Origin of the sequence: Actinoplanes sp. NPDC051475, from assembly GCF_040689425.1 — a bacterium.
GTDB lineage: Bacteria > Actinomycetota > Actinomycetes > Mycobacteriales > Micromonosporaceae > Actinoplanes.
Window position 1 is genome coordinate 118,856 of record NZ_JBFAZZ010000014.1, and the last position, 21,116, is coordinate 139,971.

General features: G+C 72.3%; 17 protein-coding genes. 8 read left to right on the plus strand and 9 right to left on the minus strand.

Translation table 11 applies throughout. The features are described from left to right. The first annotated feature begins 6 nt into the window (after positions 1-6). Complete coding sequence (locus tag AB0368_RS27075; protein WP_366156783.1) at positions 7-2,364, plus strand: PAS domain S-box protein; 2,358 nt, start codon at positions 7-9, stop codon at positions 2,362-2,364. A gap of 75 nt (positions 2,365-2,439) precedes the next feature. Beyond that, positions 2,440-2,781: an STAS domain-containing protein gene (locus AB0368_RS27080; protein WP_366156784.1), complete on the plus strand. Its 342-nt coding sequence runs from the start codon at positions 2,440-2,442 to the stop codon at positions 2,779-2,781. Positions 2,782-2,797: 16 nt separating this feature from the next. Here the strand turns inward: AB0368_RS27080 and AB0368_RS27085 are convergent, their stop codons facing one another. The 6 genes from AB0368_RS27085 to AB0368_RS27110 form a co-directional block, all read right to left on the minus strand. After that, positions 2,798-4,192 carry a hypothetical protein gene (locus AB0368_RS27085; protein WP_366156785.1) on the minus strand — a complete coding sequence of 465 codons (1,395 nt, stop codon included), beginning with the start codon at positions 4,190-4,192 and terminating at the stop codon, positions 2,798-2,800. 129 nt (positions 4,193-4,321) lie between these two features. Continuing rightward, positions 4,322-4,780, minus strand: a complete 459-nt coding sequence (locus AB0368_RS27090) for a DUF4383 domain-containing protein (RefSeq protein WP_366156786.1) — start codon at positions 4,778-4,780, stop codon at positions 4,322-4,324. Positions 4,781-4,868: 88 nt separating this feature from the next. Then, positions 4,869-7,214, minus strand: coding sequence for an EAL domain-containing protein (locus AB0368_RS27095; RefSeq protein WP_366156787.1), 2,346 nt, complete (start codon positions 7,212-7,214; stop codon positions 4,869-4,871). A 90-nt stretch (positions 7,215-7,304) separates the two neighbouring features. After that, a complete protein-coding gene (locus tag AB0368_RS27100) occupies positions 7,305-8,864 on the minus strand; it encodes a carboxylesterase family protein (protein ID WP_366156788.1) in 1,560 nt (519 codons plus the stop codon). Positions 8,865-8,948: 84 nt separating this feature from the next. Further along, positions 8,949-10,538, minus strand: a complete 1,590-nt coding sequence (locus AB0368_RS27105; RefSeq protein WP_366156789.1) for an FGGY-family carbohydrate kinase — start codon at positions 10,536-10,538, stop codon at positions 8,949-8,951. 4 nt (positions 10,539-10,542) lie between these two features. Further along, positions 10,543-12,753, minus strand: coding sequence for an aminotransferase class III-fold pyridoxal phosphate-dependent enzyme (locus tag AB0368_RS27110; protein WP_366156790.1), 2,211 nt, complete (start codon positions 12,751-12,753; stop codon positions 10,543-10,545). A gap of 128 nt (positions 12,754-12,881) precedes the next feature. Here AB0368_RS27110 and AB0368_RS27115 point away from each other — a divergent pair, with 128 nt between their 5' ends. Further along, complete coding sequence (locus AB0368_RS27115) at positions 12,882-14,078, plus strand: helix-turn-helix domain-containing protein (protein WP_366156929.1); 1,197 nt, start codon at positions 12,882-12,884, stop codon at positions 14,076-14,078. A gap of 41 nt (positions 14,079-14,119) precedes the next feature. After that, a complete protein-coding gene (locus AB0368_RS27120) occupies positions 14,120-15,322 on the plus strand; it encodes an MFS transporter (protein ID WP_366156791.1) in 1,203 nt (400 codons plus the stop codon). A 1-nt stretch (position 15,323) separates the two neighbouring features. On the opposite strand, the gene AB0368_RS27125 is transcribed toward AB0368_RS27120, so the two are convergent. Continuing rightward, the gene (locus AB0368_RS27125) at positions 15,324-15,890 is read right to left on the minus strand and encodes a dihydrofolate reductase family protein (RefSeq protein ID WP_366156792.1); all 567 of its coding nucleotides are present in this window, start codon (positions 15,888-15,890) and stop codon (positions 15,324-15,326) included. Positions 15,891-16,671: 781 nt separating this feature from the next. On the opposite strand from AB0368_RS27125, the gene AB0368_RS27130 reads away from it, so the two are divergent. After that, positions 16,672-17,436 carry a methyltransferase domain-containing protein gene (locus AB0368_RS27130; protein ID WP_366156793.1) on the plus strand — a complete coding sequence of 255 codons (765 nt, stop codon included), beginning with the start codon at positions 16,672-16,674 and terminating at the stop codon, positions 17,434-17,436. Between the two features lie 120 nt (positions 17,437-17,556). Here AB0368_RS27130 and AB0368_RS27135 read toward each other — a convergent pair whose 3' ends face one another. Further along, complete coding sequence (locus tag AB0368_RS27135; RefSeq protein ID WP_366156794.1) at positions 17,557-18,072, minus strand: ArsC/Spx/MgsR family protein; 516 nt, start codon at positions 18,070-18,072, stop codon at positions 17,557-17,559. A 20-nt stretch (positions 18,073-18,092) separates the two neighbouring features. Between AB0368_RS27135 and AB0368_RS27140 the strand changes: the two genes are divergently transcribed. From AB0368_RS27140 to AB0368_RS27150, 3 genes are all read left to right on the plus strand, one after another. Then, complete coding sequence (locus tag AB0368_RS27140; protein ID WP_366156795.1) at positions 18,093-19,469, plus strand: FAD-binding monooxygenase; 1,377 nt, start codon at positions 18,093-18,095, stop codon at positions 19,467-19,469. A gap of 78 nt (positions 19,470-19,547) precedes the next feature. After that, on the plus strand, positions 19,548-20,258 hold the full coding sequence (locus tag AB0368_RS27145) for an MBL fold metallo-hydrolase (protein WP_366156796.1): 711 nt from the start codon (positions 19,548-19,550) through the stop codon (positions 20,256-20,258). A 46-nt stretch (positions 20,259-20,304) separates the two neighbouring features. Next, positions 20,305-20,907, plus strand: a complete 603-nt coding sequence (locus tag AB0368_RS27150) for a TetR family transcriptional regulator C-terminal domain-containing protein (RefSeq protein WP_366156797.1) — start codon at positions 20,305-20,307, stop codon at positions 20,905-20,907. A 15-nt stretch (positions 20,908-20,922) separates the two neighbouring features. Here AB0368_RS27150 and AB0368_RS27155 read toward each other — a convergent pair whose 3' ends face one another. Next, positions 20,923-21,114, minus strand: a complete 192-nt coding sequence (locus AB0368_RS27155) for a hypothetical protein (RefSeq protein WP_366156798.1) — start codon at positions 21,112-21,114, stop codon at positions 20,923-20,925. Between the last annotated feature and the right edge of the window lie 2 nt (positions 21,115-21,116).

Genomic DNA, 21,116 nt, shown 5'->3' on the forward strand with positions numbered 1-21,116 from the left:
CGAGGGATGGTGCAGACGCTCGCATCGCTGACCGGACAGCTGGTGGACGAGGCGCCCGACGCGGTGATCGTCAGCCGGGAGGACGGCACGATCGTCCTGGCCAACCGCCGGGCGCACGAGATGTTCGCCTACCCCGCCGGCAACCTGCTCGGCCGCTCCGTGGACGACCTCGTTCCCGAGGACGCCCGGCCGCAGCACCCGGCCCACCGCGTCGGCTACCTGGCCAGCGAGCACCCGCCGCTGCGCCGGCTGCCCCTGCGCGGGCTGCGCCGCGACGGCCAGGTGTTTCCCGTCGAGGTGTCGCTGGCGGCGGTCACCACGCCCGACGACGAGGTGCTGGTGACCTCCGTGCTGCGCGACGACACCGTGCACCGGGAAGCCGAGCAGGCCAGGACGCTGCTGGCCTCGATCGTGCAGTCCTCGCACGACGCCATCGTCACCACCGACGTCGACGGCGTCGTGATGACCTGGAACCCGGGCGCCGAGGTGCTCTACGGCTTCCCCTCGGACAAGATGGTGGGCCGCCCTATCGACCGGATCATCCCGGAGGAGCGCCGCGTCGACGAGGCGGAGATCCTGGCCCTCGTGCGCATCGGCGGCCGGATGGACCGCTACCGGACCACCCGGCTGCACGCCGACGGCACCTCCCTCACCGTGTCGGTGCTGGTGTCACCGCTGCGCGACCCGCGCGGCACCATCGTGGGCATGGCCAGCACGGCCCGCGACATCAGCGAACGCGAGCACGCCGAGGGCAGGGTGCAGGCCGTCCTCGACGCCGCGCCGGACGCCCTGCTCGGCGTCGACGACGCGGGCAACGTGGTGCTGGTCAACGCCGAGGCCGAGCGGCTGTTCGGCTACCCCCGCTACGACCTGACCCAGATGGCCGTGCACCGCCTGCTGCCCGACGGCCTGCCGCCCGCCGCCGCGATGCTGCGGATCGGCGGCGACTCCACGCCGCTGGACACCGAGCGGATCGGCGCCTCGGCTGACGCCGGCGACCAGGCGCCCCGGTGGGCGACCCGGACGGCGCGCCGCCGCGACGGAGCGGAGCTGCCGGTCGAGATCTCCTGCAGCGCCCTGGACACCGGCGAGGGCGTCATCGTGGTCGCCACGGTCCGCGACATCACCGACCGGCTGGCCGCCGAGGCCGAGCAGCAGGCGCTGCGGGAGGAGACGGAACGGCAGAAGATCGAGGCCCGGCTGCAGCGCACCCAGCGGCTGGAGAGCCTGGGCCAGCTCGCCGGCGGGGTCGCCCACGACTTCAACAACCTGCTCGCGGTGATCCTCAACTACGCCTCCTTCATCGTCGAGGACGCCGCGGGCACGCCGCTGGCCCGCGATGCCGAGCAGATCGCCCGGGCGGCCCGCCGCGGCAGCGACCTGACCCACCAGCTGCTCGCCTTCGCCCGCCGCGAGGTCATCCGGCCGCGCCCGCTGGACGTCAGCACCGTGGTCACCGAGGTCGAGCAGATGCTGCAGCGCTCCATCGGCGAGCACATCAGCCTGGCCACCACCACCGGGCCGCTGCCGCCCGTCATGGCGGACCCGGGCCAGCTCGAACAGGTCCTGGTCAACCTGGCCGTCAACGGCCGCGACGCGATGCCCTCCGGGGGGCACCTCACCATCGACACCGCCGCGGTCGCCGTCGACGAGGACCACCCGGCCACCCGCGCCGGGCTGCCGCCGGGCTCCTACGTGCGGATCCGGGTCTCCGACACCGGCACCGGCATGCCCAAGGAGGTCATCGACAAGGCCTTCGACCCGTTCTTCACCACGAAGCCCAGCGGTCAGGGCACCGGTCTGGGGCTGGCCACCGTGTACGGGATCATCACCCAGGCCGGCGGCACCGTGCAGATCTACTCCGAGGCCGGGTTCGGCACCACCATCACCGTCCTGCTGCCCGTCACCGACGTCGCCGTGCCGGAGGCCAGGCCCACGGACACCGCCCGCGACTTCAACGGTCACGGCGCGACCGTGCTCGTGGTGGAGGACGAGACCGCGCTGCGCGAGGTGACCGAGCGGATCCTGCGCCGAGGCGGGTACACGGTGATCTCCGCCGCCGACGGCCGGGAGGCGCTGCAGATCAGCGGCGAGCACCAGGGCGTCATCGACCTGCTGCTCACCGACGTGATCATGCCCGGCATGCTGGGCAAGGACATCGCTGACGCGATCACCGCGGCCCGGCCGGGGATCCGCGTCGTGTTCATGTCCGGGTACGCCCAGCCGGTGCTCACCACGCACGGCACCCTGGCGGCCGACGTGCTCCTGCTGGAGAAGCCGTTCACCGGCGAGGAGCTCATGACGGCGCTGCACGAGCAGCTCAGCCACGCGCGCGACGGCGAGGAGGCCGACGCGCCGGACTAGCGGGGCCCTCCGGCGTTTCCCGGCCGCCCCGGGCGGGGTACGGTGGCCGCCGCACCCTGGGGAGGAAGCCGGACCATGCCTTTCGACTGCACGATCGAGCGGGAGGGCGACACCATCGTCGTCACACCCGAGGGCGACGTGGACGTGGACAACGCCGCCCTGCTGCGGCAGGTGCTGCAGCAGGTGGTCGATCGCCGTGACTGCGTACATCTCGACATCGACATGAGCGCGGTGACCTTCCTCGACTCCTCGGGGCTGGGCATGCTGGTCGCCGCCCAGCGGGCCGCGAGCGCCCGCGGAATCGCCCTCCGGCTGCGCGACCCGGGCCCGGTGGTCCGGATGGTGCTCGAGGTGACGAACCTGCACGCCACGCTGACCGGCGAGCCGGACGCGGCGCCGAGCGGCGAACCTGGCTGAGCCGGCCGACGGACGGTCACGCGACGACCAGGCCGGCACCCGGGCCGGACGACCGCAGGGCGGCCAGGAACCCGGCGACCGGCATCCGCGGCGGCGGCACCGGGTCGGCCGGTTCCATCAGGGCGAGTGCCGACGTCGCCCGCGCGGCCGGCAGCGGCAGCAAGGGGTAGCGGGTCATCGCGAGCGTGTCCACGTGCGGCCGGGTCCGCGCGAAGGCGGCCAGGGCACGCCACCGCGGCGCCGTCGCGTACGCCTCGCTCTGCACGCCCGGCGGCTGGGGCAGGACGGTCACCGCGTCGAACGCCTCGCTCCCGGCGAGCCACCATTCCGCGGCGTCCACGCCTCGCAGGGCGGCCGACTCGCACCAGTACGGCACCAGCCCGGCGGTCAGCACGTGCCAGGGGTCGAGCAGCGGCCCGGTCTCCACCACGCACCGGTCCGCGGCCGGCCCCTCGTCGCGCAGCCACTGGCGGTGCAGGTCGGCGGTGAACGCGCTGAGCACCGACGGGCTCGAGTACAGCACCCCGTGCGAGGGCGTCCCGCAGCGACGCAGGTCCTCGTCGAACCCGGGTTCGACGGCGAGTTCGGCGTGCCCGGCAGGCACGGCGTCCGGGGGCGTGGCCCAGCGGCTCTCCCCCAGCCCCGCCAGCAACCGGCGGAAGCGGAGAGCGTCCACCGTGTAGTCGCCCGCCGGCAGGCCGCTGACCGGGCTGCCGAGCTGGAAGCTGTGCCCGGGCGCCACCTCGTGCACGGGCCAGGTGCGCAGATCACGCAGCGTCAGCGCGACGCCGCCGGGGGCCATCCGGGTCGTCAGGAATTCCCTGTACGCCGCCGGCAGCCGGCGCCATCGCACTTGCAGCGTCAGGGTGCTGCCGCACAGGCCGCCGCGCTGCAGCGGGTCGTGGACCTGGCGTACGGTCACGTCCGGGTTTCCGGCCAGGAAGCGCTCGGCGACGAAGGCACCCCAGTCCAGAGCGCCGGCCCAGTCCCCCACCCGTCCGCCCGGCCACGGCACGGAGACGGTGAACCCCGAGGGCAGCCAGGGTACGTCCAGGGCGGCGGCGAGGTGCGCCGCGGCGCCGTGCGGCGAGCCGAGCAGCACACCGGTGTAGGACCGCGCCGGGTAGCGTCCGGCGATCCACGCGGCGACCGCGCCGGCGTCCAGCCGGAACAGCTCGTCGACGGGTGTGGCCTCGACGTAGGCGTCCCTGAGCAGGGCGGGGGTCCGCTCCCGTGCGCGCAGTCCCGGGCGGCGCCCCAGCAGCGGGATCCGGTCCAGGTCCCGGCATCCCCGGCCGTGCACCGCCCGCACGGCGGCCTCCAGCAGGCCGCGACCCGTGCTGTCCGGGCAGAACACCCGGTCGGCTGGGGATGCGGAGGGGGGTGCTTCCACGGGACGGGAGTCGGTCACGGCGGGGGTCCTTCCTCGGCGGCTGGGCGCCGCGTACCCCGCCGATGCCGTGATCACACACCGCGCGGGCTACTGCCGGAACGAGTTCGCGTCATCCGGAAGAAGGCCCCCGACCGGGTGACCATGACGTCAGCGGCGGGCCGTCCCGCGGGTGGTGAGGAAACCCAGGACGATCATGCCGACGCCGAGGAGCAGGTGCAGCCAATCGTCGGCGGTGTTGACCGGCACGAAGTTCGCCGTGCTGTCCTGGCTGACGACCAGGCCGTACAGCCAGAGCACCAGGTAGACCGCGCCGCCGCCGATCAGGTACGACCGCGCGCCGGAGACGGTCCGGGCCAGCGCGATGCCCACCGCGCCGAAGAGCAGGTGGACGATGTTGTGCAGGACCGACACCTGGAAGACGCCGAGCAGCTTGGCACCGCTGTGGTGACCGGCGAACGTCATGTCGCCGTAGTTCGTGGTGATGCCGGGAATGAAGCCCAGGATGCCGACGAGCACGAACACGGCGGCGACCGCCAGCGCGGCCGTCTGCACGAGCGTACGAGCGCGCGGTGAGGCGACGCCGTCCGCGCGAGAACTGCTGACCATGGTTTCTCTCCTCCATTGGGGACTGGCCGGATTCCCGTCCGCCGGGGAGACAAACCTCGAGCTTCACCAGCGCGTTCGCGCCGGACGGTCAGTGGGTCGCGGCGGCGGTCATGCCCTCGGCGAGCACGTCCGCCGTACGGTCCGCCGGCGCCGGGCGCCCGTAGTGGAAGCCCTGCCCCTTGTCGCAGCCGAGGGCCTGGAGCACGGCCGTCTGCTCCATCGTCTCGACGCCCTCGGCGACCGCCGTGAGCCGCAGCGTGTGCGCCAGGTCGACGATCGTGCGGACCAGCGCCACCTGCTGGGCCGGGTCGCCGGTGGCCGGGTCGGGCATGAACGACCGGTCGATCTTCAGGATGTCGATGGGCAGGTCCCGCAGGTACGCCAGCGACGAGTAGCCGGTGCCGAAGTCGTCCACGGCCACCTGCACGCCGAAGCGGCGCAGCTCGCTGAGGTGCGCGATGCTCTGCTCGGCCTGGGCCCCGGCGCCCACCAGCACGCCCTCGGTGATCTCGAGGATCAGCGCGGCGGCCGGCAGGTCCGCGTCGTGCAGCGCCCGCATGACCCGGGCGGCGAAGTCGGCCTCGGACAGCTGCCGCGGCGAGACGTTGACGGTCAGCATGGTGCCGTAGTGGCGGTACCAGACCGCGGCGTCGCGGCAGGCCTGGCGCAGCACCTGCTCGCCCAGCGGCACGATCAGCCCGCTGTCCTCGGCGGCCGGGATGAACGCGTCCGGCCCGATCGTCGCCTCGCCCGGGGGCACCCAGCGGACCAGGGCCTCCACGGCGGTGAACCGGCCGGAGGAGAACGACACGATCGGCTGGTAGTGCACCTGGATCGCGTCGGTGCCGATGGCGGTGCGCAGCCGGTCGACGACGGCGATCCGCTTCAGCTGACTCTCCCGCAGCGTCACGTCGTACGCGAACACCCGGTCCTTGCCGGCCGCCTTGGCGGCGTACAGGGCGAGGTCGGCGTCGCTGAGCACCTCGGCGCTGTCCTCGGCGCAAGCGAGGCCGCGCAGCCCGATGCTGGCCGTGACGTGCAGCCGCTGGCCGTCCACCTCGACCGGCTGCCGCAGCGTGCGCAGCACTGCCCGGGCGTGCGTGTCGGCGGTCAGTGTGTCCCCGTCGTGCAGCAGCACGGCGAACTCGTCACCCCCGAGGCGGGCCAGCGTCCCCGCCCGCCCGATCACCTGGCGCAGCCGGAGCGCGGCCTCGGTGAGCAGGGCGTCGCCCGTCGGGTGCCCAAAGCTGTCGTTGACGTGCTGGAAGCCGTCGAGGTCCACGATCAGCAGGCAGCCGCCGCGGCCGGTGCGCAGCGCCGCCTGGATCAGGCGATCGAGGTGCAGCCGGTTCGGCAGGCCGGTGAGGGCGTCGTGCAGCGCGAGGTGGGTCATCTGCTGCTGCAGCGCCGCCTGGTCGTCGAGCGCCGCCTGCAGGTCGGTGGCCCGCCGGTTGACCAGCGTGCTGCTGTGCGACAGGCGCAGAACCAGCAGTACGCCGGTGACCGCAGCGGCGCCCAGCGGCAGGGCGATGTCGACGGTGTCGAGGTCCTGGCGGTGCAGGCCGCTCCAGAAGGCGTACCCGGTCGCGGCCGGCCCCACCAGCACGATGAGCGCCTTCACCGTGGTCATCAGCCGTGCCGAGCGCAGGTACCCGCCGACCGGTGCGGTACCGCGGCCGGTGGCCATGGAGGGGTGCAGGGCCGCGGCGCCGACGAGCAGGTAGAAGAGCATCCAGCAGGCGGCGCTGCCGCCCGACCCGGACCAGGACCCGCCGGAGGCCATCCACAGCACGTAGCCGACGTCGGCGAGCACCAGCGCGCCGGTGGCGAACAGGATGAGCACGTGGGTCCGGGTCAGCGAGGCCGCGGCGACGGCCAGGCGCACGGCCATCGTGAGCAGGATCAGGTCGAGGACCGGGTAGACCAGCGCGAACCCGCCGTCGATCCCGTCGTGCGTCTCGAGCACGGGGTCGATCAGGAAGACCCAGGCCAGCACGGCGGCGGTGCACGCCACGATGCCGGCTTCGGCCATGCCGGCCAGCGCCGAGCCGCGGCCGGCGGCCAGCATCGCCAGGCCGGCGGCGACCAGCAGGTACATGCCGTAGTACACGACGTTGACCACGGAGAGGCCGGACGGCGGCCCGTCGAGGATCAAGGTGATCGACCAGGCGAGGTTGCTGACCGCACCGCAGGCCATGCCCCCGGCCAGCAGCCACCACGGCAGCGGGCGGGACGGACGGTGCGCCCGGAGCCCGGCGACCACGGCGAGCGCCGCGGCGGCGGCGAACACCGCGTACGCGGCCTCCTGGGCGGCGGGACCGAGCAGGACACCGGCGACGAGGACCGGGAGGGCGCCCAGCAGGAACCACCGCCAGGTGCGGGTGCCGACCCGAGCAGCCGGGAGTACCACCCGGTCGTGCTGCTGAGCTGTCATGCGGCCGCCTTGTCGCGAGAGGTCCGAGTCACCCATCCTCGGCTGCGACGGGTGCCGGCCGGGAGCAGGAGAGGTCGGCGTTCCGGAGCATCAGCGCGCTCCCCCGGGTACGGCCGCCCAGAAGCCGCACCGGTGCCGGGCTTCCACGTCCACCGGGCCACCGTCGCCGGACGCCAGGACCCGCACGTACGGCACCGGGGCGGCGGGGCGTACCCGCGGCCATCCCGGGTCGCCGGTGGCCGCGAACCGGGCCCAGACCGCGACCATCCGGTCGGCCAGGTCCTGCTGCGGTTCCCCTGTCAGCCAGCCCACGTCGAACAGGAAAGGCAGCTCGGAGCCGTGGTAGGCGCCCCACGGATACGTGCTGCCGGGGGCGGGCCCGTGCCGCTCGCCGAACTCGTACGCGAAGGCCGGGGTGTGCCGTGCCAGGAGCCGGTTGCCCGCCGCGGTGGGACATGCCCAGATCCGGTCCGTGGCCGCGGCCGCCCACGCCAGGCCCGGGGAGCCGAAAACCCGGGCCGGATACGCCCGCTCCACCCGCTGCGCGTCGTCGCCGAACGCGGCGGTGAGGGCGGCGCGGTAGTCCCCGGCGGTGACGGGGGCGTAGGCGTCGAGGGCGCCGATGAGGCCGCGGTGTTCGTCGCGGGTCGATCCGGAGAGCACGGGCACCCGATGGAAGGCTGCGCCCCGCAGCGCCCGGGCGGGGAGCTCCGGCAGCAGGGCGGTGCCGTACGCCGGGGTGAGGAAAGCGTGGAGTCCCGTACCGCGGGTGGCGTCCAGCAGCTTCTCCGGCGCGGTCGCCCGCAGGCACGCCACCCGGCCGGCCCTCGCTGGGCAGCCGATCGCCGGCTCACCGGCCAGCCGGGCACCCTCGGTCGCCACCTCCCCCACCGCGCTCCACGGCGATCCGGCGGGGATGCCGGGGAAGAAGAGCCCGGCCGGCCAGTCGGTCAGGCAGGACCCGGACTGAATGATCGCCCGGTCGAACAACCCGGCCGCCGACGGCGAGGTCAGGTGCGCGCAGACGCTCAGTCCCCCGGCGGACTGCCCGGCGAGCGTCACTCTGCCGGGGTCGCCGCCGAAGGCCGCGGCGTTGCGGCGTACCCACCGCAGGGCGGCCTGCTGGTCCTGGAGGCCGAAGGTGCCCGAGCCGGGCAGGCCGGGCAGGCCGAAGAAGCCGAACACCCCGAGCCGGTAGTTGACGGTCACCACCATCGTGCCGCCCCGCTCGGCGAGGCGGCGGGGGTCGTACATGCTGCCGGCACCGGACTGGAAGCTGCCGCCGTGCAGCCAGACCAGCACCGGTACGGGACCCCGGCGCCGCCGCGGAGTGGTGACGTCGAGGTAGAGGCAGTCCTCGGCACCGCTCTGCCGGCCGTCCGGGGAGTTCTGCGCGCAGGCCTGTCCCGGCTCGGTGGCGTCGCGCACGGCGTGCCAGGGGCGTACCGGTCGAGGGGCCCGCCAGCGCAGGTCACCCGTGGGGGCGGACGCGTACGGCACGCCCTGGAAGCTGCGGTGGCCGGCGGTGACCGTACCCCGGATCGGGCCAGCGTCCGTGCGGACGACGGCGCCGGATCCGTTCCCGGCGGCCGGGGCCGCGCCGAGGCCGATCAGGGCGATGAACACGGTGCAGACAGCTGTTCGTCTCATGCCTCGAGCCTCGCGGGCCCCCGGGCCACGCGAACCCACCAGCCGGCGATCGTGCGGGTCCACTGATCGGCGGACCGGACCCCGCTACGCGTTGAGGCGGCGGTAGATCGGGGCGAGGTGCTTGTGCACGGACCGGTAGACGTCGAACACCCGGTCGTACACCTCGTGGTGGGCGTCCTCCGGCGTGAAGACCCGGTCGGTGCGGATCAGGTCCGGGACGTCGGCGAAGGTGATCATCCCGGCGCCCACCGCGCCGATCCAGCCGGCCCCGCGCGCGTTCACCGCCAGCGGCTGCGCGTCGCGGCGGATCTCGATGCCGAGCACGTCGGCGAAGATCTGGCACCACGAGTCCGACAGCGCACCGCCGCCGGTGATCGCCATGGAGGAGACCGGGGCGCCGAGGAAACGGTCGACCGCGCCGGCCAGCCAGCGGGTGTTGAAGGCCACCCCCTCGAACACCGCGCGCAGCAGGTCCGAGCGGGTGGTGTCGAGCGAGATGTTGAGGAACCCGGCGCGCAGGTTCGCGTCGTCGACCGGGGCGCGCTCGCCGTACAGCCAGGGGGTGTAGAGCACACCGTTGGCGCCGGGCGGAACCGTCGGGATGATCTGGTCGAACGCGTCGAAGATCGAGCCCTCGTCGCGGCTGAGGTGGCCGGCGCCCAGCAGCGGGTCGTCGTACTCGACCACCTTGTCGCGCAGCCAGGTCAGGTTCGCGCCCGCGGTGGCCTGCAGCGCGGTCATCAGGTAACGGTCCGGCAGGGCACACGGTACGGCCGCGATCTGCGCCACCACGTCGGTCTTCTTGCGCGGCACGTGCGCGGCGATCCACGACGACGTGCCGACGTACAGGTGCGGGTCGTTGTCGCGGACCGTGCCCGCGCCGATCGCCGCGGCGGTGTTGTCGATCGCACCCGCCACCACCTGGACGGACTCCGGCAGGCCCAGGTGCTCGGCGGCGGCCGGGCCGAGCGGGCCGATCACCTCGGTGCAGGCGACGATGGGCGGCAGCTTGGCCGCGTCGATGCCGCACCCGGCCACCAGCGCGGGCGCGTACCGGATCGCGCCGGGGCGGCGGTTGTCGGTGACCCACGAGGTGAGAATCGAGTCGACGGTCGCCACCGTGCGCCCGGTCAGCCTCAGGTTGATCCAGTCCAGCACGTTGAGGAACGTGGCCGTGCGGTCGTACACGTCGGGAAGCTCGTCGCGCACCCACAGCATGTGGGCGGCCGGGTCCTTGCCGGTGCCCGACGGCATGCCGCCGGTCAGCCGCAGCCAGCGGGCGATCCGGGGCACCGAGAAGCCACCGTACGAGACCGGCCCGCCGAACTGCCGCCGCAGGTTGCCGGCGCCGCGCATGTCCAGCCAGCTGATGCACCGGGTCAGCGGCTCGCCGCGGGCGTCCACCGCGATCGTTCCCTCCCCCTGCGTGGAGGTGCAGACGGTGGTGACCGCCCGCAGGTGCTCCGGATGGCCGCGCCCGAGATCGGCGACCACCTCGCCCAGCGCGCGCCACCACTCGTGCGGGTCCTGCTCGGCGCCGCCGCCCGGCAGCACGTGCAACGCCACGGCGCGCTCGGCCCAGCCGGTCACCGTGCCGTCGGCGGCGACCAGGGCGGCCTTCATCCCGGAGGTGCCCAGGTCGATCGCCAGCACCTGGGGCGCCGTCGCGTGCACCGCCTCAGACTCCCTCGACCTGCGCGAAGACCTGGTCGAAGCGGGCCAGGGCGTCGTCGATGACCTCGTCGGTGTCGGCCATCGACGTGTACATCCGCGAGCCGGCGAGGGTGATGATGCCGTGCGCCGCGTACGCCGCGCCCATCTGCTCCATCAGCTGCTTGCGCTTCTTGTTCTCCTTGAGCAGCTTCAGCGGGTTGCGCATGTCCAGCAGCATGACGCCGCTGCACTCCAGGTGCACGATGGACCCCTGGTTGTACGCCACATAGGGCAGCCCGTACCTGTCGATCAGCTTCTGCAGGCCGCGGGTGAGCCGGTCGCCGGCCGCTCCGGCGATGACCGGCGCGCCGGTCCGGGCCATCTCCTCGATGGCGAAGTAGCCGGCCGCGCAGGACAGCGGGTTCGCCGACAGGGTGCCGCCGACCTGGATGTGCGCGCCGCTCTTGCCGTCGAGCCCGGAGCCGAAGACGGCCATGACGTCCGAGCGCCCGCCGACGCCGCCGGCCATCGGATAACCGCCGGAGACGGCCTTGCCGAGCACCGTGAGGTCCGGCGTGACACCGAAGTAACCGGCCGCGCCGCCCAGCCCGAGCCGGAACCCGGTGACCACCTCGTCGAAGATCAGCAGGGCGCCGAACTCGTCGCAGAGCGCGCGGACCTTGGCGTTGAAGTCGCGGGGCACGGGCCGGGTGCCCGACTCCGGCCCGACCGGCTCCACGATCACCGCCGCGGTCCCCCCGCGGACCCGGTTCTCGATGAGCTTGCGGCGCAGCTGGCCGAGATCGTGCGGAAACGATTCCCGGGTACGGGCGGTGGCGCCGAACGGGATCCCCTTGGCGTTCATCCGGTAGGTCCCCGGCACCCTCAGCCCGTAGACCATGGTGTCGGACCACCCGTGGTACGCCCCGCCGACCTTGATCACCATCTTGTGGCCGGTGTAGGCGCGCGCGCCCCGGACCGCCGCCATCACGCCCTCGGTGCCCGACCCCAGCGACCGGTACATCTCGATGTGCGGCATGTACCGGTGGATGATCTCGGCGAGCTTGAGCTCGTACTCGTGGAACAGCCCGGTGACCGGCCCGGACTCGCGGATCACCGCGGCGACCTGCTCGTTGACCGGCGCGTAGTTGCTGCCCAGGATCGTCGGGCCGCCGGCCTGCAGGAAGTCGATGTACGTGTTGCCGTCGCGGTCGGTGAGGTACGCCCCCTCGGCCTTGTCGACGGCCAGCGGGAACGGGTAGTTGAACGCGAGATTGTGCTGCACGCCGCCGGGGATGCGCTTCTTGGCCCGCTCGGTGATCTCCTTGCTGCCCCGGCACTTGGTGTCGAAGTAGTTGAGCACGTCGAGCAGCGCGTCGTGCCGCAGCCCGCGGACCGGCTGGGCGACGAGCGCCTTGAGCCGGCGCAGGACGTCGGGAACGTCCGGGTACTCGCTGATCGAGTAACCGGGCTCGGCTTCGCTCTGTACCGCGGCCACGGCGTCGGCACTGGGCGCTTCCTCGTCCGCGGGCACCCGTACCGGTGTCACGGCCTTGGTGATCTGCGCCGCGATGCGCTTCTCGTCGGCCCTCAGCTTGGTGAACGCCACCTCCCGGATCGCCGCCGGGATGGTGTAGACCTTGCCCGTCTCGGTGGTGAGCGCCATCAGGTACGCGATCGACACCTTCTCCAGCAGCGCCATGTTGAACACGGCGCGGTCCGGATCGGTGCCCAGCGCCACGATGCCGTGATTGGCGATGATGAAGGCGTTGTCCCCGCCGGCAACCTTCTTCTGGACGTTGCGGGCGAGGAAGCCGGTGCCCGAGGGCGCGTAGTCGACGATGGCGACCTGCCGGCCGAGGAACCGCACCTGCTCGTCGGTGAGCGCCGGGATCGGCTTGCGCAGGAAGGCCAGGGCCGACGCGTACGGCTGGTGGGTGTGCACGATCGCATTCACGTCGGGCCGCTCGCGGTAGATGTTGGCGTGCATCCCGCACTCGATGGACGGCGCGAGCCCAGCCCCGGAGTCGTCGGGGACATGCTTGCCGTCGAAGTCCACCAGGCAGATGTCCTCGACACGCATCCTGTCGTAGTCGTAGTTGCTCGGCGTCACCGCGTAGAGCCGGCGTCCGGATACGCGTACCGACACGTTGCCCTCGGTCGCCTTCAGGTAGCCGCGTTCCAGCATCGTGCGGCACATGTCGACGACGTGCTGCCGGGAGGTCAGGTGCTGCACGGCGGTCTCCTCGGGTGCGTCCGTACTCGTCCCTCGCATCGTCCCCGGAACGGGCGTGTCCCATCACCATCGCGCGGACAGCGAGATTCGGGGCGAGTTTTAGCACGCCGTGCCAAAATCGGGCCGTGATGACGCCCCCGGTCTCCCCGGCACCCTGGCAACGACTCCCCACCGACCTGGCCACCGCGATGCGGCCGCGGCTCGAGGAGACCGTCCGCACGGTGGCGGGTGCGGTGACCGAGGCCAACCCGGTTTTCGCCACCATCGACGACCGCAAGGTGGAACGAGACCTGCACACCCCCGCCCGGGTCGCGTTCGAGCGCTTCCTGGACCTGGTCGGGACCACCGAGCCGGCGCTGCCGCCCGCGGTCCGCGAGGTGTTCGTCGCGCTCGGCGCCGCGGAGGCCCGGGAGGACCGCGGCCCCGAGGCGCTGCTGGCGTCCCTGCGGACGGCGTCGCGGCTGATGCTGCGGCTCGCCTGCGAGGCCCTGGCGGGGCTGCGGCCGGTGGACACCGCCGAGCTCATCGACCTGTCCGACGCCGTCACCGCGTACGTGGACGAGCTGGTCGCCGCCAGCACCGACGGCTTCGCGCGGCAGCTGCGCGAGCAGGCGGGCGAAGGCGACCGCCGCCGCCGGCACCTGGCCGAGCTGCTGCTGCGGGGCAGCTCCCCGCCCAGCGTGGTCGGCGCGGCGGCCACGGCGGCCGGCTGGCCCGGCCTGGACGCGGTGGTGCCCGTGCTGCTGCCCGTGGAACAGGCCCGCGACGCCCGATTCCGCTACAGCGGCGACGGCGTCGTGATCGAACGCGACGACGACGCGGTACTCCTGCTGCGTGACGGCCCGCGCGCCGCCCGCCCCCAGCTCGCGGAGATGCTCCGCGGCCGGGGCGCGGTCGTGGCCCCGGCGACGGGATGGGCGCAGGTGCCCGAGGCGCTGCGGCTCGCCGAGCTGACCGCCGGCCTGGTCGGCACCCAGCCCGGACCGGTCTTCGCCGACGACCACCTGGCCGCCCTGGGCCTGCACGGCGAGCCGGGCGCGCTGGCCGTCCTCGCGGCCCGCCGGCTGGCCCCGCTGGCGGCGCTGCGCCCGGCCCAGCGCGCCCAGCTGCTGGCCACGCTGCACAGCTGGCTGCGGCACTGGGGATCGCGGGCCGAGGTCGCGGCGGAGCTGTACGTCCATCCGCAGACCGTGAGCTATCGCCTGAACCGGCTGCGGCAGCTCCTCGGCCCCGACCTCGACGACCCGGCGGCCCGGTTCGAGCTCCTGCTGATCCTCGCGTTCCGGAGCGACTCTCGACGTGACGGCGGTCACGTGCCAGAGTGAGCGCCCATGGAGATCGTTCCCGGGTCCACGACGGACCGGCCGTGACGGCGGCGGAACCCACCGGCGGCACCCGGGCCCGGTGGATCGGCGCCGGGTACGCGGCCCAGGGCCTCGGCTACGCCGCGGTGGTGACCGCCCTGCCGATGTTCAAGGAGCGGCAGGGCCTCGACGACGCCCTGGTCTCCGCGATCCTGCTGCTGGTCTGCGTGGCGGCGGCCGGCGGATCGCTGCTCGCCGACCGGGCCGCGGCCCGATGGGGCAGTCGCTACGCCCTGACCGGCGGGCTCCTCGCGGTCGGCGTCGCGCTCGGGCTCACCACTTTCCGTACGCCCACCGTCGCGTTCGTCGCCGTCCTCATGGCGTACGGCGTGGGCCTGGGCACGGTCGACGCGTCACTGAGCATGCAGGGCGTACTGGTGCAGGCGCGGCTGGGCCGGAGCGTGATGAACCGGCTGTTCGCGGCGTACACCGCCGCGGCCTTCGTGGCGGCCCTGCTGATGTCCGCCTTCGTCGCGGGCGGCGCGGGCGCGGGAGTGGCCGTTGGCACCGCCGGGGCGTTCGCGATCGTCGTCACCGTGGCCGGCTGGCGGGCGTACGAGCCGGCCCGCACCGTACTGCCGGACCCGACCGGCCACACCGGGCCCCGCGACGGCACCCGGCGGGTGGTCCTGATCTGCGGCGCGCTGATCTTCACCGCGTTTCTGGCCGACTCGGCGGTGAGCACCTGGAGCTCGGTCTACCTCCACGACTCCCTGGCGGCCGCCGACTCCGTCGCACCGTTGGGCTACGCGGCGTACCAGGTCGCGGTGCTGGTGTCCCGGCTCGTGGGCGACCACGTCGTGCCCCGCACCGGCCGGGCGGTAGCCGCGACCGCGTCCCTGCTGGCCTGCGCGTCCGGCTGCGCACTGGTGGCCGCGATCCCGTCGATCGCCGCGGCCGTGGCCGGATTCGCCCTCACCGGCGCGGGCGTCGGGGTGCTGGTACCGCTGGCGTTCAGCGCGGCCGGGCACGCCGCACCCGGGCGCAGCGACGAGGTGATCGCCCGGGTCAACCTGTTCAACTACGGCGGGGCTCTGCTCGGCGCGGTCCTGCTCGGGCTGCTGTCGGAACCGGTGGGGCTGCGGATCGCCTTCCTCGTACCGATGGTGGGGCTGCTCCTCACCCTGCCGGTGATCGGTCCGCTGCGGCGGCTCGCCCTCGCGGCCCCGTCGCGGCCAGAAGAAACACCGCTTTCACAACGATGACCTACTTGCGGACGCGGAACCTGAGGATGGTGACCGCGCCCGACCGGGTGCTGCTGATCGGCTCCAGGCCGATCCTGGGCAGGCCCGGGGCGGAGAAGCGGGTGCCGTCGCCCAGCAGCACCGGAAGGACGTACACCACGATCTCGTCGACGAGACCCCGCCGCAGGCACTGACCGGCGATATCGGCGCCGAGAATCTCCAGATCCTTGCCGCCTGCGGCGTCCAGGGCCGTCGCGACCGCTTCCCCGATGTCACCGGTAAGGAAGGTGACCTGCGGGGTGGGCGGGCCCGGTGGCTCGTGGGTCAGGACGAATACGGGCCCGGAGAAGGGGTAGCCTTCGTCCCTCGCTGCGGAACCCTGCTCCTTGCCGGAGTTCATCCGGTTGCCTACGTCGTGGGTACGCCGGCCGACGAGCATCGCACCGGTGGCCGCCGCGATCTCCGTCAGCCAAGGCGCGTCCGGCGGTATGAGGTCGAAGATCCAGTCCATCTTGTCGTCGGGGGCGGCGATGAAGCCGTCCAGTGACATCGACCTGTTCACGACCACCTTGCCTTTTTCGGTGCCCATGCCTTTGATTGTGGTCCTTCTTCTGGGGTTCGCGGCTTTTCTTGCGGTGGGACGGTTGGGGGCCGGGGTGACCAAGACGGCTGTGGGGCGTCTTTATGCCGTTCTTGGTCACCCCGGCCCCCAACCTTGGGTGGCAATACGCTGCGGGTCGGTCGGTGCTTGCTCGCCGCTGGGTGCGGGGTCGGCTTGGTGGTCACCTTGCGGTTTGTGGTCTGGCTGCCGCGCTGTGGTTGCTCGGGGTGGGTCTGTCGGGCAGGCCCGGGTGGGTGGGGGTCAGGCGGACGTACCGCGCCGGCCACGGTCGGACGGTGGCGGGGGAACGGGTACCGATCTGGACGGGCGGGGATCGGGAGGCTTCGGTCTTCCGTCCGGCTTTATGGCGCATATGAGCAGGAGGCCTGAGACTGTGCCGAGAGCGAATCCTAGAGCGATCGGTCGCGTTGATCTCCAGAGTGCGAGTAGGCCGCCGGGGCCGGGGGTTGATCGTCGCCTTCTTCATCCACGTGGTCACCGCTCGCTCGCGAGGTCGTTACACGACACACGCTACTGAGAGCCGGGGATCCGAGAAGGATGATCATGGTTCTTACCCGACGGGTGCGGCGCGTTTGGAGCAACGTCACGGGATCCACATCGGTGAGCGCCACGATTCTGGACCGGACGAAGATCATTTGCGCCACCGTGATGATGATGTGGCCTGCATCGACACTAGATCATTATCCGTGGAGGCTTGATGGTATTCGCGCCGGCCCCCACGCGCCCGGCGCCTCCGTTAGGGTGTGGCATGGCGAGTTTCAAGACGTGGCTGAAGCGCGTACGCGGTGACAATGTCATACGCCGCAGCGAAGCGAATATCATGAAAGTGCTGGAGCGGCAGAACGCTCAGCTTTCCGAAATCCGTACCCGGCTCGGCCAGCTCGACAAGCCGGTGGCCATCAACCCCGAGACGTGGGGCGGTGTGGCGCAGCCGGGGGAACTGGCGTTCCACAAGCGACCGAACCTTCGCTCCACCGGCGAGTGGGAGAGCAAGAACACAGAGTTCTGGAAGAGGCGCGGGTTCGACGCGGCGGGCTGGGACGGCAAGTGGATCATTGATGTCGGCGCCGGCAGCCGGCTGCGCACCCTCTATTTCCAGGGCGCCAAGATCGCCGCGATCGAACCGCTGGCGGACAAGTACATCGCCGAGGTGGAGTGGCAGGACCTCGACCAGGCAGCGGAGGTGTACGCGACGCCGGCCGAGAAGGACATCCCGCAGCTGCACGGGCGCGCTGACCTCCTGGTCTCGGTCAACGTGCTCGACCATGGGTACGACTTCGAGGCGGCGATCGCGAGCATCCGCCAGTACCTGAAGCCGGACGGCCTCGCGTACCTCACCTTTGACCAGCATGAACGTCCGGACGACTTGCACCAGTTGATGATCGACGACGCCAGGGCCCGACCCATCTTCGAGCGGTGCGGCTTCGATGTCGAGCGGTTCGAGGAGTGGGGTCGCTATCACGGAGCCGCCGGCCCTGCCGCCCTGCACTACTGGCTGCGCCCGAGCGGCTGACCTCGTCCCCCACCGTTGGTGCGCCTCGGCGGAGGAGTTCGCCGGCGGCGTGTCTGCCGGCCGACCGCACCCGCGGTGGGCGGGGCAGCACGCCGCCAAGCCGGCGTTTCGTCGAGTGGGTCAGTTCGACGGGGTCGGGTCGTTGTCGTTTCGTCGGAGCGCGGCATGGACGGCTTCGGGTGATCGGGCGATGGATGCGGTGTCGTCGGCCGTGATGATCGGGCGTTGGATGAGGACCGGGTTCTCGGCGAGGGCGGCGGTCCATCGGTCTCGGTCGGCTGCCTCCCTCGGCCAGGTGGCAAGGCCGAGCTGTCCGGCGAGCGGTTCGCCCAGTCGTGCGATGTCCCAAGGTTCCAGTTCGAGGTGCGCGAGGACTTCGTTGAGTTCCTCGACGGTCGGTGGCTGCTCCAGGTAATAGCGGACGGTGTAGTCCGCTTGTTCGGCGTCGAGGATCGTCAGGGCGCTCTGGCATTTCGAGCACTCGGGGTTGATCCAGATTTCCATCGGTCCTCCATTCACGCGTCGGCGGTTTCGGCCGCCGGCGCTTTCCAGAGGTACACGCGGATCGGTGGGCGGGGCGGGATCGGTACGGGCGTGTCGTGCGGCGAACTGCTCGAGGCGTTCCGGAACAGGCAACCGCGTCGCACGATGGGGGGATGTCGCAACCCACGCATCCGCCTCGCCACGCTGTCGTCATCGGGGGCAGCCTCGCCGGGCTCTGCGCCGCCCGTGTTCTTGCCGACCATGTGGAGAGCGTCACCGTTGTCGACCGCGATGACTTTCCTGCCGAGCCGGCCGTACGCAAAGGGTTGCCGCAGGCGCACCACCTGCATGTGCTGATCCCAGCCGGCCAGAAAGCGCTCGACCTGCTTTTCCCTGACGTGATCGCGGGCCTGCACGAGCATGGCGCGGTGCCGGTCGCGGCGCCGACGGAGGTCTTGTACCTCAGCCCCACCGGCTGGCGGGACCGGTTTCCCGCTACTCACCGCCTCGTCGGTGCCAGCCGGGAACTGATCGACTGGGCGGTGCGGCGGCGTCTGGTGGAGGACGGGCGGGTGCGGTTCCGCACCGGGCACGAAGTCGTCGGGTTGCTGCCCGCTCAAGGGGCGCAGGCGATCGGCGGGGTGATGGTGCGCGGCCGGGCCCCGGCTTCGATGCCTGAGCCGTTGCCCGCGGACCTGGTGGTCGATGCGAGCGGGCGTGCCTCGCATGCCTCGGACTGGCTCGATCAGCTTGGCTACGGGCGGCCCAAGGAGAGCAGTGTGGAGTCCGGGCTCGCCTATGCCAGCCGCCGTTACTCGCTGCCCGAGGGTGCGACCGGAGGTTGGAAGAACATTCTGCTGATGCCCAAGGCGCCGGACGTCCGGCGGGGCGGGGTGCTCTTCCCGATCGAGAACGGCAAGTGGATGGTCACCCTCGGCGGGCTCGGCGGCGACGTCCCGCCCACTGACGAGAGGGGCTTTCTGGAATTCGCGCGTGATCTGCGCAGCCCGGTGCTCTACGAGGCGATCAAGAACGGCACCCCGGATTCGCCGGTCCATGGTTATCGGCGCACCGCGAACCATCGTCGTCACTACGAGACCATGTCGCGCTGGCCGGACGGCTTCCTGGTGATCGGGGATGCCGCCTGCACCTTCAATCCCGTGTACGGCCAGGGGATGACGGTCGCCGCCCAGGCCGCGGTGCTGCTGGACGAGCATCTGCGGGCCCACCCGGGCACCTTCGGTCGCGCCGCGCAGATGGCGATCTCCCGGTGCAGCGAAGCCCCCTGGCAGATCGCCACCGGGGCGGACCTGCGGTACCCGACCACGGTCGGCCCCCGACTGGGCCGGACGGCACAGGTGAGCAACTGGTACCTCGATCGCGCGTCCGATGTCGCCAACCGCGATGAACACGTCGCCCGGGTGCTCGCGGACGTGCTGTATCTCGTCGCGCCGCCGGCGGCCTTGTTCCGCCCTGGCGTCGCCCTGCGGGTGTTCCGCGGCAGGCGCGGCCCCGCGTTGCCGGCTCCGCCGGCGCCGGCCGCCTCCTGACCCCGACAGTTGACCGATCAGTCAACTTTCCCTAGGGTGCTGTTGACTGATCGGTCAAGAACTGGGGAGAGAAGCAGCGTGGTGCACAAGTCTCGGGTGATCGCCGTGCCGGTCGCCGGCCGGCACACCATCAACACCTACCTGGTGATCGGGCGGCGACCCATCCTCGTCGACGCCGGCACCCCCGGTAACGCCGGCAAGATCTCCGATGGCCTCGCCCGGCACGGCGTCGACCCGGCGGATCTCGCCCTGATCGTGCTCACCCACGCCCACCTCGACCACTTCGGATCCGCGGCCGAGCTACGGCGACTCACCGGCGCACCCGTCGCCGCGCACGCCGCCGACGCCGGCCCGTACCGAAATGGACGGACCCCCAGACCGTATCGGCCCACCGGACCGATGGGCCGCATCATGGCCCGCGCGCGGCCGCTGTACGCCAGGGTCGACCCGGTCGAGCCGGAAATCCTGCTCGACGGCCCGGCGTCGCTCGCCGACTTCGGCGTCGACGGCCGCATCATGCCGACACCCGGGCACACGGCCGGCTCCGTGTCCGTCCTGACCGACGACGGCGACCTGGTGGCCGGCGACCTGATCGCCGGCTCGTTCATGGGCCTGATCCCCCGCCGGCCGGCCAACCCGCCTTTCCACGACGATCCCATACGCAACCTGGCCAGCCTGCAGGCGATGCTGGCGCTGAACCCGCGAGCCCTGCACGTCGGGCACGGCGGCCCGCTCGACCCCGGCCGCGTGGCCCGATGGGCGGCTCGCGAACAACGGCGCCTCTCCTGACCGGGGCCTTGCTACCTTTGCCGGGTTGCTCGAAGGAGGCGGCGCAATGGCGAAGGACACCCGTGAGCGCATCGTCACCGTCGCCCGCGACCTCGTGCACGGGGCATCGCTCGCGCAGGTGAGTACGGAGGACGTCTGCAAGGCTGCGGGCGTACACAAGGGCAGCCTCTATCATTTCTTCCCGTCCAAGAACGCTCTCGGCGCGGCAATCCTGGACCGGAACTGGGACTTGATGAACGCGGTCCTGCAGGAGGCGTTCGCCGACGATGTCGGGCCGCTCGCGCGCATCGACCGGTTCGTCGACAGCTTCGCCGAGCTGCTCGCCGGGATGCGGCAGCGGATGGGGGCGACGCCGGGCTGCCCGCTGGGCGGTCTCGCCGCGGAGATGGCCGGGTACGGCGACGATGCCCGTACCCAGGTCACCCGGATCCTGGCGGGCTGGACCCGCTACTTCACGGCGGCCATCAACGAGGCGAAGGACCGCGGCGAGATCGACCCGGGCGTCGACGCCGGGGAGGCGGCGATGCGGCTGCTGGCCCATCTGCAGGGGCATGCCCTGATGGCCAAGGCGTACGACGACCCCGAAGCCCTCCGCCGCGCCAAGCCGGGCCTGCGAATGCTGCTGGGCGCGGGGCCTGCGGGCGGCTGACGCGGCGGATACCGCTCAGTGGCGGCGGTGCCGGGACGGATACCAGCTCCCGCCGACCGGCTCGCCCGCCATGTTCCAGCTCCACGACTCGGCCGGGACGATCCGTACGTACCAGCCGGGGCCGATGATGCCGGTGCGCTCGATCGGGTCGTCGGCCGTGCCGTAGACGCGTACCCCACGCGCGACGAACGGATCGAACGACGGCACCC

Excerpts from the sequence above, each read along its gene's own strand:
- AB0368_RS27075 (WP_366156783.1), top strand. The coding sequence starts at position 7 with ATGGTGCAGACGCTCGCATCGCTGACCGGACAGCTGGTGGACGAGGCG.
- AB0368_RS27115 (WP_366156929.1), top strand. The coding sequence starts at position 12,882 with ATGACGCCCCCGGTCTCCCCGGCACCCTGGCAACGACTCCCCACCGAC.
- AB0368_RS27090 (WP_366156786.1), bottom strand. The coding sequence starts at position 4,780 with ATGGTCAGCAGTTCTCGCGCGGACGGCGTCGCCTCACCGCGCGCTCGT.
- AB0368_RS27100 (WP_366156788.1), bottom strand. The coding sequence starts at position 8,864 with ATGAGACGAACAGCTGTCTGCACCGTGTTCATCGCCCTGATCGGCCTC.
- AB0368_RS27140 (WP_366156795.1), top strand. The coding sequence starts at position 18,093 with ATGTCGCAACCCACGCATCCGCCTCGCCACGCTGTCGTCATCGGGGGC.
- AB0368_RS27080 (WP_366156784.1), top strand. The coding sequence starts at position 2,440 with ATGCCTTTCGACTGCACGATCGAGCGGGAGGGCGACACCATCGTCGTC.
- AB0368_RS27130 (WP_366156793.1), top strand. The coding sequence starts at position 16,672 with ATGGCGAGTTTCAAGACGTGGCTGAAGCGCGTACGCGGTGACAATGTC.
- AB0368_RS27150 (WP_366156797.1), top strand. The coding sequence starts at position 20,305 with ATGGCGAAGGACACCCGTGAGCGCATCGTCACCGTCGCCCGCGACCTC.
- AB0368_RS27095 (WP_366156787.1), bottom strand. The coding sequence starts at position 7,214 with ATGACAGCTCAGCAGCACGACCGGGTGGTACTCCCGGCTGCTCGGGTC.
- AB0368_RS27125 (WP_366156792.1), bottom strand. The coding sequence starts at position 15,890 with ATGGGCACCGAAAAAGGCAAGGTGGTCGTGAACAGGTCGATGTCACTG.